Genomic DNA, 13,057 nt, shown 5'->3' with positions numbered 1-13,057 from the left:
ATCCGACTTCGGATACGCCAAAGGGCGTGCACCGGTGGCGAGTTGACGGAGTGTCGGCAACTCGCCACCGGTGCACGCCCTTTGCCGCAGTACCGCACCCGGCAGATCCGGGGGACCTGCCGGGGCTGAGGCTTCCGGTCAGAGCGGGGGCTCGTCGTGGGCGCCTCGTGCGAAGGACCCCGCCGAAGCCGGCAGCGGGACCTCGTGCGGGATCTCGTGCGGAACTTCGTGCGCGGGCCGGATCCGGATGCTGACGCGCCGTCGCAACGGCAGGCGGCGGGGCGGAAGCCCGGCCTTCGTGGCGTTCGGCAGCAGCACGAGGTCGTCCCGGTGCACCACCTCGCGCTCCGAGCGCCCCAGGAGCCGGGACAACTCCTGGACATCGAGACAGGCCAGGCCGCGTGCGATCACCCGCCCCGCCTCGTCGAGCAGTTCCACCGCGTCGCCGACGATGAAGTCACCCTCGGCCCGAGTCACCCCGGCCGCGAGGAGCGGTCCTTCGCCTCGCGAGAGCAGCCGGACGGCGTCTGCGTCGAGGCCGATCACGCCGCGTGGGCTGCTGGCGTGCTCCAGCCAGAGCAGGTGGTCGGAGGCTCGGTTGCCGGTGCGGTGGAAGAAGGTGCCGGTCTCACGTCCGGCCAGTGCGTCGGCGGCGTGCCGCGCGGCTGTGAGCACCACGGGGATGCCCGCGTCGGTGGCGATCCGTGCGGCCTCCACCTTCGTCACCATGCCTCCGGTGCCGACGCCCGAGCTGCCCGCGCTGCCGATCTCCACGCCCACCAGGTCCTGGCGGCCGCGTACTTCCCGCAGCCGCTGTGACCCCGGTCGGCCGGGGTCCCCGTCGTAGAGGCCGTCGACGTCCGAGAGGAGGATCAGCAGATCGGCACGGACCAGATGCGCGACGAGGGCGGCGAGCCGGTCATTGTCGCCGAACTTGATCTCCTCGGTGGCCACCGTGTCGTTTTCGTTGACCACGGGCACCGCGCCCATGGCGAGCACCTGCCCGAGTGCACGGTAGGCGTTGCGGTAGTGGGCCCGGCGGCTGATGTCGTCCGCGGTCAGTAGCACCTGGCCGACCCGTACTCCGTGGCGGGCGAACGAGGCCGTGTAGCGGGCGACCAGGAGACCCTGCCCCACGCAGGCGGCTGCCTGCTGCCTGGCCAGGTCGCGTGGCCGCCGAGTGAGCCCCAGGGGTGCCAGGCCCGCGGCGATCGCGCCCGAGGAGACGAGGACGACCTCTGTGTCCGCCGACCGCGTCCGCGCGAGCACGTCGACCAGGGCGTCCACCCGGTCCGGGTCGAGGCCGCCGGCGGTCGTGGTGAGAGACGATGAGCCGACCTTCACCACGATCCGACGGGCCGTCAGGACATCGGTGCGCAGCCGTGGTTCACCGGTCGGCCCGGCGTGCCCGTTTGCGATCACCAGAGTGCCGGGACCGACGGGGCGAGGGTTCCGGGCAGGCGCCGGGGCATCTCGCGCAGCAGCGCGTGTACGGTCTCCACGACGAGGACGGGCCGCTCGTACGGCAGGTCGTGGCCCTGTCCGGGCACCGTCTGCAGCACCGCGCCCGGTATGTCGTCCGCCAGCCTTCTGGCCTGTGCGGGCGAGGTGAAGCAGTCCAGGGAGCCGACCAGGATCCGGGTGGGTACCAGGGCCAGTGCGCCGAGGTGGCCGGCGCAGTCGTGGGTGGTGAGTGCCGAGTAGAACTCGGCGACCGTCGTCGCCGGTATGTCCCGGAAGGCGCGGGCGCCCGCGCGGGCCGTCTCGGTGTGGGGTCCCGCCCCGAACACCGCGCGCCACAGCGGGGCGGTGGTCGGGTGCGAGAGCGGTCCGGTGAGCAGTCGGTGCACGGCCCTGGCCGAGCGGGGCGAGCGCAGCAGGCCTTCGGCGACCCGCTGCTGGGCTTGGACGCGGCGGCGTGCCGCCGGGGTGCCGGCCATCACCGAACCCACCTTGTCCAGGCAGGTCGAGATCAGGCCCACGCCGGCCAACTCGACTCCGGGCAGGGCCGGTTGGCGGGCGGCGAGCTGCTGGATGGCCATGCCTCCCATCGAGTGGCCGATCACGATGACGGGGTTGCCGTCCGAGGCCGCCTCGGCGAGGACGAGAGCGAGGTCGCGGCCGAGGAGTTCCATGTCGAGTACGGCGGTGCCCCGGGTGGATCCGCCATGGCCGCGCTGGTCGTAACTGACGGCCCGCAGAACCGGGAAGCCCTGGCGGGGGCGGGTCAGCGCGTCGATGTGCGGCCGCCAGTCCTGGGCGGACCTGGTCCAGCCGTGGCACAGCAGCACGGTGGCCGCGGCGTCGGGATCGCCGTGCGTGTAGACGGCGATACCGGCGCCGTCGTCGGTGGTCACCGTGCGCACGAGACGGCGGGGTTGCCCGAGGGCGAGGGCCGTCATGATGTCCGACCACGGTCGGTGGTGACCGCCCAGGCACTGGGTGCGCAGGCCCTGGGCGCAGGGACCTCGGGCGTGCGGACCCGGACGTAGGCGGACGCGAACTCGGCCGTCCGCAAGGCCTGTTGGACCTGGCTGAAGGTCAGTCCCAGTGCGCCGGCGATCCGTGTGGCGCCCCAGCCGTGACGGTGCAGGAGCCACGCGTACGCCGGGCGTTCCCGTGCGTGCGGACTGATCCGCCTGCCTCCGTCCGCCAGGAAAGCGGCCAGCGCGGCGCTGATCGCGTCGAACGTGCCGGCGACCCGGAGCAGCTCGCGGCGCTCCCGTACGGTGAGCCCGCCCCAGATCCCCGTGGTCTCCTCGTGTGACAGTGCCTCGCGTAGGCATGGCTCGGCCACCGGGCAGCGAGCGCACAACTGTTTGGCGGCCGCCTCCCGTTCGGTGTCGTCCGTGCCCCCGGCGGGCGGGAAGAAGGTCTCGGGATCGGCATCATGGCAGGCCGCGTACTCCACCCAGGAGTCCGTGCCCGCGCGGTGGCGCACCGGTGCATGCATGACGGTCTGCCCTTCCTTGGCGAAGAAGTGGGCGGTTCCCGGGTCGAGCCTAGAACTCAACGGGCAGTGAGTTCAATAGGTGTTGAGTTTTTTTGACGGCGACCCGGCGATGAATCCGGGTGTGACCATGAGGTGTGTGGATGGCGCCCGCCGGTAGATTCCACGCTTGTTGAAATACCCTCTTGCTGGCGCCAAGTTCCGTGGAGTACCGTCGAGTTGTCTCGATCTGCCAGGCCCCGAGCGGGCCAAGGAGAGTGCCGACGGACGAGCTCAGGGCTGTTGCCCGGGCGCCCTACCGGCCGAAGCGCTCCGAAGGCGGAGAGCCGAGTCTCGTGCTCTTCATTGTCATGCGCCATCGAGTTCGATGTCCTTCATCAGCGCTGTACAGCGCTCCCAACGGGGGAGCACACGGTCATGCACCGGGGGGTGTTTCGCGTGCGCAGAATTCCATGGCCACAGCGGCTGAACGGGCCGGACCGTCGTCACCCGGAGCCCGTCATCGCCGGCCGCCGGGTGCCGCTCCACCTCGAAGCACGGCCTCGTGTATCAGTTCGCCACTGTCCGAGAGCTCTTGGAGGTCCCATGCCTGTCGTCACCGCACCTGTCGTCGCTCTGCCCCGCTATCTGGTGACAACCGACGAACTGCTTGAGCACATCACGGAGTTGTACGGGGAGCATCCCAGGCTCCCCGAGGTCCAGCGCGTGATGAGGGCCACCACCGTGCGCAGCCGCTGGTACTCCCGGCCGCTGACCGGGCAGTTCCGCGAGAGCGGCAGTCTGGCGGAGCGGGCGCGTGAACATCTGAAGGACTCCCTCGACCTGGCGGAGAACGCCGCACGCGGAGCGCTCTTCGAGGCCGGCCTGTCGCCGGGCGATGTCGACGCTCTGGTGGTCATCAGCGCCAGCGGTCACACCATGCCGGGGCTCGACATCCCCTTACTGGAGCGGCTCGGCCTTCGTTCCTCGGTGCGACGTCTGCCGGTCACCCAACTCGGGTGCGCCGGAGCGGTGTTCGGCATCGCGAGGGCCATGGACCTGGTGACCGCCCATCCGCATGACACGGTTCTCGTGGTGTGTGCCGATGTGTACAGCCATTATCTGCACAGCGGCGACGTCGGCATGGACGGCATGATCTTCAAGGCACTCATCGGCGACGCGGCCGGCGCCTGTCTGGTCAGGGCCCATGCTGAGGGCCCTCGTATGGAACTCGTCGACTCCTGGGAAACCGTCCACCCCGGCAGCCGCCACATCGTCGGAACCACCATCGGCAACGACGGCCTCCACGCTCACAACTCCCCCAAGCTGCTGGGCGCGATCCGGGGCGTCATGCCCGCACTCCTCGAGTGGCTGGAGAACACCGTGCCCACCGGTACGGATGCCATGCCGCAGTTCGTCGTGTCCCACACCGGGAGCCCCAGGGTTCTCGACACGCTCGTCGAAGGTCTGGGGTGCGCCCCGGAGATGGTCGGCCTGGCCCGCGATTCGCTCCGTGAACTGGGCAACCTCGGTTCCGCCTCGGTCCTGGAAGTTCTGGAGCGGACCTTCGCCAAGCCTCCCTTCGACGGTGCCCACGGCCTCATGCTCACGGCCGGCCCGGGTATCTCCGTCATGGCGGTGAAGGGCATCTGGAGGACCGGCGACTGACGGTCGCGCGTACGAGGTGCGTGCCCTGCGCCGCTGACTCGTACGTGGGGTGTACCGGGGAATTCCGGCTCGGAGACTACCCGGTACACCCTTGTCGGACTGCCGGCCGATCGCGCTCAGGTGGAAGGTCAGTCTGCGTTCCGCTTGCCGGACCTGCGGGGCTCCAGCGTGGTGGACAGGCGCAGTTCCAGCGCGGGCACCACCCAGTTGAGGAACTCCTCGAACTCCATCGTGGCCAGCGGGTGGATCCGGAGTACGTAGCGCATGAGGGCCAGTCCCGCGAGATGGCCCGAGGCCAGGGCCGCGCGGGTCTCGGCGTCCGGGCGGTCCTTGTAGCCGGAGTGTCCGGCCCAGTTCTTGGCGCTCGCCTCGACTCGGGCCCGCAGTACGTCCGAGGTGGCGCTGTCGGCGAGGCCCGCCCGGTAGATGGCGGTCATGGCGTAGCGGGTTTCCTCGTTCTCCCAGAACGAGAAATAGGTCTGGGCGATCCAGGTGGCCTCTGCCGGGCCGCTCTCGCTGTCGATTGCAGGCTCTTCGTCGAAGGCCATGGAGACGCTCAGGGAGGAGTTGACGGCGGCGTCGAAGACCCCTTCCTTGTTGTCGAAGAAGTGGTGCACCAACGCCGGGTCCACCTGCGCGTCCTCGGCGATCGCGCGGATCGTGGTCCTGGAGTAGCCGCGGTCCGCGAAGAGGTGCAGTGCCGACTCGAGGATCTGATCCCGGGTGCCGCTGTCCCCGGGCCTGCGTCCGCTGCGTGCGCGAAGCGGACGTGGCTTCCTTGCTGCCGGGGAGGGCGCCCGCTGGGGCGAACTGGGCTTGCGAGCGGGGGTCGGGGAGCTGTCTGCGTGCCTGGATGTCATGGGATCACTGCGCTTCGGGGGATCTGTGAGCGGGTAATTCACTACTGGGTGAAAACATCGTAACAGGCGGGACCCCGGGATTCCATCCATGGGTGGCGCTCAGGATTCCGTGGGCGTTCCGGGAAGCTGGTGCCGTTGCCGACTCCCCGTCAGCCGCCCGTCACCGTACCGTGCGTGGGTGTGATCGCCGGGAGCTGTTGGGTCCGAGCAGCGTGTGCCGCAGGCTGGGCGTGACCGTTTCGATCACCGTCTCGATGTCCGCGGAGGTGAGAGGTGCGGCTCCGACCAGGTGGCGGACGATGGCGGTGCCGGCCAGTTGGGCGCCGAAGAGCGCGGTGCGCAGTTCCGCGTCCTGAGTAGCCAGTTCGCTGCCGACCGACGTGTTGAGGGAGTCGGAGATGCACTCGCGCAGCACCGCGGAGGCCTCCTTGTCGGAGAGCGCGACGCGGTACACCTCGATCAGGGGGGACTCCTCCTCGCCGGGCTCCCACAGGGTGAGATAGGTGCGGGCGAGGCGGGTCGGCAGGTCTTCGTCGACACCCTCGGCCACCGCGGGACCCAGCAGCCCCGCCACCTTGACGGTCCGTTCGATCAGGGCGCCGAAAACCGCGGCCTTGTCCGGGAGGAGCTCGCGGGCGAACTCCGGCTCCAGACCCGCGGTCCTGGCCAGGTCCGCGAAGTCGGTCTGCCGGTAGCCGCGCCGAGTGAAGAGGGTGCGGCCTGCGGAGATCAGGGCCTGGGTCGCCTCGGCCCGGGCCTCGGCCGCGGTCCCTATGCTGGTGAACGTCATGGTCTGCAACTCCCTTTGAGTATGGGGGCGTTGGTCAGGCGCGTTCGATTATTTCACCATCTAGTGAACTCTTTCGGTGTTGAATTCGTCAAGCTCGTCTGCGATGATTTCAACGCATGGTGAGTTAAGTCATGGCTCGCCGCTGCCCGAGGAGGAATCGTGCAGTCCATCGGCATTGTCGGAGTGGGCTCCTATCTGCCCGAGGCCATCATCAGCAACGCGGAGATCGGACACGGCGCCGGCGTGACCGACGAGTGGATCGTCCGCAAGACCGGGATCCGCGAACGGCGGCGAGCCGCGCCGCACGAGGCCACCTCGGACCTGGCCGTTGAGGCTGCCCAACGAGCTCTGGACAGCGCGGGTCTGACGGCGGATCAACTCGCGTACGTGGTGGTTGCCACCTCTACTCCCGACCATCCGCAGCCGGCCACGGCCGCCCTCGTGCAGCACCGCATCGGCGCCCGCAGGGCCGCGGCCTTCGATGTCAACGCGGTGTGCAGCGGCTTCGTCTATGCCCTCAAGGCGGTGGAGAAGCTGCTGAGCGGTGCCACCGGCGGCGAGCCGCGTCACGGACTGGTCATCGGCGCCGACATCTACTCCCGCATCCTCGACTACAGCGACCGCCGGACGGCCGCGCTCTTCGGGGACGGCGCAGGGGCGGCGGTCCTCGGACCGGTCGCACCGGGCCTGGGCCTGCGACAGGTCTCGCTGATCTCGCGAGGCGATGCCCACCAACTTATCCGCGTCGTCGCCGGCGGCAGCCGTCGGCCGTCCTCGCCGGAGACCGTGATGGAGGGCGGGCACTACTTCCGGATGGACGGCCGCGGTGTGCGCGACTTCGTCCAGCGCACACTCCCCGTAGAGATCGAAGCACTGCTGCGCCGCGCAGCGGTCCCGGCGGACGCCGTACAGCACTTCGTCCCGCACCAGGCGAACGGCATCATGCTCGCCGAACTCTGGCCGGAGCTCGGTCTGCACCGTGCCGCCCTCCACCTCACGCTGGAGCGGTACGCCAACACGGGAGCCGCCTCCGTGCCGATCACCCTGGCCGAGATGGACCGCGCGGGGGCGGCAGCGCCGGGGGACCTGGTCGTCCTCGCCGCGTTCGGCGGCGGGATGAGCCTCGGCATGGCGCTGCTGAACTGGTCGATGGGTGCCCGGGAGAACTCCTCGGCGACCGGCGGGAGTTCGGTGGTACCGCACCTCCTCACGGTCGGCGACCACCGCTCGCCGCTGGCGCCGTGACCTCCGGCGACCCGACTGCGCCGCCGCCCGCCCGGCCCGCTCCGGACGTCGAGCCCGCGTCGGACGTCAGGGGCCGCGTGGCCCGGTTGCGGGCGATCCGGGAGCTGGCCGAGCGGGGCCAGGACGAGAAGGCGACCGCCGCGCAGCGTGCGAAGGGAAAACTGACGGCCCGGGAACGCATCGCCCTGCTCCTGGACGAGGGGTCGTTCCACGAGGTGGAGCCCTTGCGGCGGCATCGCGCGACGGGATTCGGGCTGGAGGACAAGAGGCCCTACACCGACGGGGTGGTCACCGGATGGGGCACGGTGCACGGGGCGACCGTGTTCGTCTACGCCCATGACTTCCGTATCTTCGGCGGCGCCCTCGGAGAGGCGCACGCGGAGAAGATCCACCGGATCATGGACCGAGCGATCGCCGCCGGGGCCCCACTGGTCTCGCTCAATGACGGAGCAGGTGCGCGGATCCAGGAGGGTGTCACCGCCCTGGCCGGGTACGGAGGAATCTTCACCCGCAACGCCCGGGCGTCCGGAGTGATTCCTCAGATCAGCGTGATGCTCGGACCCTGTGCCGGCGGGGCGGCATACTCCCCGGCTCTGACCGACTTCGTGTTCATGGTGCGCGAGACCTCGCAGATGTTCATCACCGGCCCCGACGTCGTCCGGACGGTCACCGGGGAGCAGGTGACGCACAACGGTCTGGGAGGCGCGGACGTGCACGCCGAGAGGTCGGGGGTCGCGCACTTCGCGTACGACGACGAACCCACCTGTCTGGACGAGGTCCGCTATCTGCTCTCACTGCTGCCGCAGAACAACCGGGACACCGCGCCGGCGGCGCCCTCCGAGGACCCGGCGGACCGGCGGTGCGAGGCGCTGCTCGACCTGGTGCCCGCCGACGGCAGCCGTCCGTACGACATGCGGCGCGTGATCGACGAGATCGTGGACGAGGGCGAGTTCCTCGAGGTCCACGAGGGGTGGGCGACCAATGTGATCGTCGCGCTCGCCCGGCTCGGCGGACAGGTGGTGGGGATCGTCGCCAACCAGCCGCAGGCACTGGCGGGGGTGCTCGACATCGACGCCAGCGACAAGGCGGCCCGCTTCGTCCAGCTGTGCGACGCGTTCAACATCCCGTTGGTCACCCTGGTCGACGTGCCCGGCTTCCTCCCCGGCGTCGACCAGGAGCACAACGGCATCATCCGGCACGGCGCGAAGCTCCTGTACGCATACTGCAACGCGACCGTCCCCCGGATCTCCCTGGTGCTGCGCAAGGCGTATGGCGGCGCGTACATCGTCATGGACTCCCGCTCCGTGGGAGCGGACCTTTCGTACGCCTGGCCCACCAACGAGATCGCGGTGATGGGCGCGGAAGGCGCCGCCGATGTGATCTTCCGGCGCAGGATCCGGGCGGCGGACGATCCCGAAGCGATGCGTCGGCAGATGGTCAAGGAGTACAAGGCCGAGCTGATGCACCCCTACTACGCAGCCGAGCGCGGCCTGCTTGACGACGTCATCGACCCGGTCGACACACGCCGGGTGCTCATCGAATCCCTGCGCATGCTCCGGACCAAGCACGCGGACCTGGCAGCGCGCAAACACGGCAACCCACCGCACTGACACGGTAACTGAAGGAGCGTCATGACCACAGCAGCCGAAGCACCGACTCTCGTCCGTGTGATCAGGGGAGGTGACATCCCCGACGCGGAACTCGCGGCCCTGACCGCCGTGCTGCTCGCCCGCGCCGCCGCACAGACCGCGGACGCCGCACGGGACGAGGTCTCCGTCATGCCGTTGTGGGAGCGCCCAGGGCACCGCAGTCCCTACCGGTCGCCGCTGAGCTGGCGCAGCTGAGGCAGGGCAGCGTGCCCGTCGCCGTCGTGGTGGCGGCGACGGGCACGCTGTGCGTCAGGGGTGATCAGGGATCCGCGAGTGCCGTACGCATCGAAGGTGCGACCAGGTCGGCCAGGGCCTGCACCGACAGGTCGGCGATCGGCTGTAGGCGCAGCAGATAGCGGGCGAACGCCACGCCCAGGAGCTGGGCGGCGACCAGTCCACTGCTGGAGGCCGCGCGTTCGGCACCGAGCACACCGGTCAGGCTGCTGGTGAGCTGCTCGTGGAGGATGCGGCGCAGGCGCTCCGCGGCTCGCTCGTTGGTCGCCGCGGAGCGCAGCAGCAGCCGCAGCGAACCCTCGTCCGTGTCGTTCTCCCACGGCGCGAGGAACCGGGTGATGAGGGCGTGCGGGAGCAGCTCGGGAGGCGTACCGGTGAGGTCGGGCAGCCTCAGGTCGAGATCGAGGGCGGCGTCGAAGAGCTGCTCCTTGCTCCCGAAGTAGCGCATGACCATGGAGGGATCTATCGCCGCGGTGGCCGCTATGGCGCGAATTGTGGCTCGCTGGTACCCGTGTGAGCCGAAGTGGACGCGTGCGGCGTACAGGATCGCCTCGCGCGTACGTTGGGAACGAGGTGATGCGCTCTGTTCCACGGCTGTGGCCCTTCGCTGATCAGATGTGGGCGAGTACGAGGTCGGGCGCGGCGGACGGCCCCCATGTGCCGCTCCTCACCTCTGTTCGGCGCGGGCGGACTCGGGCTCGGACACCGGCGCTGTCACGGGGCCGGCGTGACCGGCGGCCACGGGGCCCGGCTGCGGCGCCGGCCCTTCCACGCCGCACCACCGGTGCAGCGCGTCCCGTACCCGTTCGTCGCGTACCCGTTCATCACGTCCGCCCGGCTCCTCCTCGCCCGCCACCCACGCCGCGTAGCCGTCCGGTCGCACCAACAGGGTTCTGACGCCGGTGAGTTCGGGAAGCGGACCGCCGACCCGGACCGGACTCACCCGGGAGCCCCAGGCCTCGGTGAGAGCGGCGGCCCGGCCGTCGTCGCTGAGGTCGAGCAGCAGGAACCGGCCGTCCCGCATCAGCTCGTACAGCCGCACCGGGGCGGCCCCGGCCCGGGGGACCGTCAGGTCGGGCACCCGCTGTCCCGCGCGCATCCGAAGCCCGCCCCGCACACCGCGGCGCGCGTAGTCGGCTCGCAGACCTGAGATCGACTCCCCGACGAACCTCTGGATCCGGCGGTGCGAGAGGGCCTTCGCGAGCGCGGTGCGGCGCAGCGCGGTCAGGGCCGCCGAAGTGGTGGTGGCCAGTCGGGTGGCCCGGTCGGTGGTCTGCAGGATCCGCTCGGCCTGCGGCCTACGCTCAGTCTCGTACGAGTCGAGCAGGTCGGCAGGCGCCCAGCCCTGGACCTCGGCGGCGAGCTTCCACCCCAGATTGACGGCATCCTGAATGCCCAGGTTGAGGCCCTGTCCGCCCAGTGGCGAATGCAGATGCGCGGCGTCCCCGGCCAGCAGGACCCGCCCGGTCCGGTACTGGTCGGCGATCCGCTGGTGGATCTTGAACCGGGCGAGCCACTCGGGGGCGTACGGTTCGGGGTCGAAGCCGAGCGCCCGCGTGAGCAGAGCGCCGAGTTCCTCCAGGGTCACGGGATCGCGTGTCCACGGCCGGTCCCGGCGCGCCACCGCGATGCGGTACAGGCCGCCGCCGTACGGCACCGAGACCATGACGCCACCACCGCCGGAGAGCAGCAGCAGATCGTCCGGCGGCGGCTTGCGCAGCCGGACATCGGCGAGGATCGGTGCGATGTCGTACGTGTGGCCGCGGAAGCCGATGCCGGAGAGTTCGCGTACAACGCTGTGAGCGCCGTCGCAGCCGACGACGAAGTCGGCGCTCTCCTCCCACTCCCCGGCCCCTGAGCGCACTTGGAGCGTGACACCGGAGCCGTCCTGCTCCAGGCCGAACACCTCGGCCTCGCGCTCGACGGTGACCCCGAGGCCGAGCGCGCGCTGTTGCAGCACCTCTTCGGTCCGGCTCTGCGGGATGACGTTGAGATAGGGGAACCGGCTGTCCAGTTCGGCGAAGTCGACCATCGCTCCACGCGCCGGCACCATGCGGCCGACCGGGCGGCCGAGGGCCGCCAACGCGTCGGCGTGGCCGCGCAGATCGAGGACTTCCATCGTCCTGCTGTACAGGCCCATGGCGCGGGACTGGCCGGACGGTGTGAGGCGGCGTTCGAGGACGGTGCAGGACACACCGGCAGTGGCCAGCTCACAGGCCAGGGCGAGACCGGTGGGCCCGGCCCCGACCACTATGACGGACTGCTCAGGGGCGACGGCCACGGGATCCTCCTTGGACGGTGGGCGGAGAGTGCGGTGGTTGCGAGGTGACAGAGCTCGGCGAAGCTGTCAGCCGTACGTTGCGCTGCTTGCGGCGGCTCCAGTACCGGCCGGAGATGCAGGTACTCGGTCGCGCCGCAGCCCCTGGGGTCGCCGGTGGGGTGTTCCGGGCCGGCGGAGGGCAGCGGAACTGACACCAGACGTCCTCGTGGGCCACCGGGCACGGGCCGCAGGCGGAGTGGTCGTTGAAGCGGATGTCGCGGAACTCGTCGAAGCCGTGCTCCCCGATCTGAGCGAACGACCTCGTGGTCATGGTCCCGGCCCGGTAGCGCTGCCCGGACACGCAGTTGCTGCATGGGTCCACGTCGCCGAGGCTGTTGACGTGGACGACCGAGCGGCCGCACTTCTGCTGGCCCACGGCACGCTCCAGGCGCCGGCAGAACTGGATGGTGTACACGCCGGGGACGGGTGCTGAACCCGTCCAGCGTGACCGGCGGATCAGAGCGCATGTGGCTCATCGACTCGTCCGCGGCCACCGAACGCCCCGCGTTGTGACGCTCGATCAACTCCCTTGCCGACGCGGCAAGGAGATCTGCCTGCCCGTTCGGCGGGAGAGCGACCAGCCGGCCTTCGTTCACCCGGGAGGTGATCTTCTGCACGAGCCCTGCCTCTCCTGGGCACGGGATGGCGGAACGCTGAAGTCAACGGATGTTGAACTCATGTATCGTTGAACTCTACGAAGGATGAATACTGTTGGCAAGGCGCGTGGACGGCCGGCCCGGAAGGGGGTGAGGGTGCGGCGCGCGGCCGGTGTGCGGGAGTGGAGGCGTGGCCCGCGGTCGATGTGCGGGGAACTGGTGTTCCGCGCGCCGGTGGTGCGCGGCCCGGCGTGAATGACACGCTGGGCCGATGAACATCCCCTTCCTCGGCAACTGGCGCAAGAGGCGCGGCCCCGCCTTCGGTGTCGCGGTGCTCTCCGACGGTGCCGTCGACGCCGAGGGTGTCGCCGAACTCCTCGCCGAGTGTGATCTGCTGCGCTCCCAGGCGGAGTTGGCGGGGGTCGAACTCGACGACTCCGTGGCCTCGTTGGAAGCGCTCGACCAACTGCTGCCGCGCTGGCGGGACGACGAGGAGAGCCTTCCGTGGCTCGGCAACGACGCGGGTCTGTACGTCGGCACGGTGATCGTGCGCACCGTCCCCGGAGCCGTCTGGCAGGTCTGGCCCAACGGCCATCCCGTGGTACTTCTGCCGTCCGGCCGTGAGATCGACGTGGTCGCCTCCGGTCAGACCTGGGCGTCCAGCGGTGAGCCCGAACTCTCACAGCTGTACGCCGAGGTGTCGGAGGGTTAGGGCCTGTCCGACAATTTCCGCCTGCGGGCGACGACGGGAATTGTCAGACAGACC

General features: G+C 70.1%; 13 protein-coding genes. 5 read left to right on the top strand and 8 right to left on the bottom strand.

Features of this window, described 5'->3' with window-relative positions; all coding sequences use genetic code 11:
• Positions 1-138: 138 nt before the first annotated feature.
• Genes proB through ACIPC1_RS25035 form a run of 3 tightly spaced genes read right to left on the bottom strand, consistent with a single transcriptional unit; the run spans position 139 to position 3,013 of the window.
• Positions 139-1,419: a glutamate 5-kinase gene (gene proB, locus ACIPC1_RS25045; protein ID WP_402520601.1), complete on the bottom strand. Its 1,281-nt coding sequence runs from the start codon at positions 1,417-1,419 to the stop codon at positions 139-141.
• The gene (locus ACIPC1_RS25040) at positions 1,419-2,402 is read right to left on the bottom strand and encodes an alpha/beta fold hydrolase (protein ID WP_402520515.1); all 984 of its coding nucleotides are present in this window, start codon (positions 2,400-2,402) and stop codon (positions 1,419-1,421) included. Before ACIPC1_RS25040 ends, proB begins: the two co-directional genes overlap by 1 nt.
• Positions 2,399-3,013 carry a WhiB family transcriptional regulator gene (locus tag ACIPC1_RS25035; protein ID WP_402520513.1) on the bottom strand — a complete coding sequence of 205 codons (615 nt, stop codon included), beginning with the start codon at positions 3,011-3,013 and terminating at the stop codon, positions 2,399-2,401. The genes ACIPC1_RS25040 and ACIPC1_RS25035 overlap by 4 nt, the downstream gene beginning before the upstream one ends.
• A gap of 522 nt (positions 3,014-3,535) precedes the next feature.
• Between ACIPC1_RS25035 and ACIPC1_RS25030 the strand changes: the two genes are divergently transcribed.
• Positions 3,536-4,597 (top strand): PhlD, encoded by a 1,062-nt coding sequence (locus ACIPC1_RS25030; protein ID WP_402520511.1) that lies wholly within the window; start codon positions 3,536-3,538, stop codon positions 4,595-4,597.
• Between the two features lie 128 nt (positions 4,598-4,725).
• On the opposite strand, the gene ACIPC1_RS25025 is transcribed toward ACIPC1_RS25030, so the two are convergent.
• Positions 4,726-5,457: a TetR/AcrR family transcriptional regulator gene (locus ACIPC1_RS25025; protein ID WP_402520509.1), complete on the bottom strand. Its 732-nt coding sequence runs from the start codon at positions 5,455-5,457 to the stop codon at positions 4,726-4,728.
• 160 nt (positions 5,458-5,617) lie between these two features.
• Positions 5,618-6,247, bottom strand: a complete 630-nt coding sequence (locus tag ACIPC1_RS25020; protein ID WP_402520507.1) for a hypothetical protein — start codon at positions 6,245-6,247, stop codon at positions 5,618-5,620.
• A 159-nt stretch (positions 6,248-6,406) separates the two neighbouring features.
• Here ACIPC1_RS25020 and ACIPC1_RS25015 point away from each other — a divergent pair, with 159 nt between their 5' ends.
• Genes ACIPC1_RS25015 through ACIPC1_RS25005 form a run of 3 tightly spaced genes read left to right on the top strand, consistent with a single transcriptional unit; the run spans position 6,407 to position 9,336 of the window.
• A complete protein-coding gene (locus ACIPC1_RS25015; protein WP_402520505.1) occupies positions 6,407-7,492 on the top strand; it encodes a 3-oxoacyl-ACP synthase III family protein in 1,086 nt (361 codons plus the stop codon).
• Positions 7,489-9,102, top strand: coding sequence for an acyl-CoA carboxylase subunit beta (locus ACIPC1_RS25010; RefSeq protein ID WP_402520503.1), 1,614 nt, complete (start codon positions 7,489-7,491; stop codon positions 9,100-9,102). The genes ACIPC1_RS25015 and ACIPC1_RS25010 overlap by 4 nt, the downstream gene beginning before the upstream one ends.
• Before the next feature lie 21 nt (positions 9,103-9,123).
• On the top strand, positions 9,124-9,336 hold the full coding sequence (locus ACIPC1_RS25005) for an acyl-CoA carboxylase epsilon subunit (RefSeq protein ID WP_402520501.1): 213 nt from the start codon (positions 9,124-9,126) through the stop codon (positions 9,334-9,336).
• Positions 9,337-9,400: 64 nt separating this feature from the next.
• Here the strand turns inward: ACIPC1_RS25005 and ACIPC1_RS25000 are convergent, their stop codons facing one another.
• From ACIPC1_RS25000 to ACIPC1_RS24990, 3 genes are all read right to left on the bottom strand, one after another.
• Positions 9,401-9,967, bottom strand: coding sequence for a TetR family transcriptional regulator (locus ACIPC1_RS25000; RefSeq protein ID WP_402520499.1), 567 nt, complete (start codon positions 9,965-9,967; stop codon positions 9,401-9,403).
• A 75-nt stretch (positions 9,968-10,042) separates the two neighbouring features.
• On the bottom strand, positions 10,043-11,656 hold the full coding sequence (locus ACIPC1_RS24995; protein ID WP_402520497.1) for an FAD-dependent oxidoreductase: 1,614 nt from the start codon (positions 11,654-11,656) through the stop codon (positions 10,043-10,045).
• Entirely contained in the window at positions 11,640-12,110 is a 471-nt protein-coding gene (locus ACIPC1_RS24990) for an SPASM domain-containing protein (protein ID WP_402520495.1), read from the bottom strand. Before ACIPC1_RS24990 ends, ACIPC1_RS24995 begins: the two co-directional genes overlap by 17 nt.
• 452 nt (positions 12,111-12,562) lie before the next feature.
• Between ACIPC1_RS24990 and ACIPC1_RS24985 the strand changes: the two genes are divergently transcribed.
• Positions 12,563-13,003: a DUF6278 family protein gene (locus ACIPC1_RS24985; protein WP_402520493.1), complete on the top strand. Its 441-nt coding sequence runs from the start codon at positions 12,563-12,565 to the stop codon at positions 13,001-13,003.
• The last annotated feature ends 54 nt before the right edge of the window (positions 13,004-13,057 follow it).

The organism is Streptomyces sp. NPDC087263 (assembly GCF_044744645.1).
Lineage (GTDB): Bacteria > Actinomycetota > Actinomycetes > Streptomycetales > Streptomycetaceae > Streptomyces.
Note: the sequence above shows the minus strand (reverse complement) of the source record. Positions and strands in the feature narration are given on the sequence as shown.

Bases quoted from the DNA above. Each gene is read 5' to 3' on its own strand.
- ACIPC1_RS25040 (WP_402520515.1), bottom strand. From the start codon at position 2,402: ATGACGGCCCTCGCCCTCGGGCAACCCCGCCGTCTCGTGCGCACGGTG.
- ACIPC1_RS25030 (WP_402520511.1), top strand. From the start codon at position 3,536: ATGCCTGTCGTCACCGCACCTGTCGTCGCTCTGCCCCGCTATCTGGTG.
- ACIPC1_RS25025 (WP_402520509.1), bottom strand. From the start codon at position 5,457: ATGACATCCAGGCACGCAGACAGCTCCCCGACCCCCGCTCGCAAGCCC.
- ACIPC1_RS25020 (WP_402520507.1), bottom strand. From the start codon at position 6,247: ATGACGTTCACCAGCATAGGGACCGCGGCCGAGGCCCGGGCCGAGGCG.
- ACIPC1_RS25005 (WP_402520501.1), top strand. From the start codon at position 9,124: ATGACCACAGCAGCCGAAGCACCGACTCTCGTCCGTGTGATCAGGGGA.
- ACIPC1_RS24985 (WP_402520493.1), top strand. From the start codon at position 12,563: ATGAACATCCCCTTCCTCGGCAACTGGCGCAAGAGGCGCGGCCCCGCC.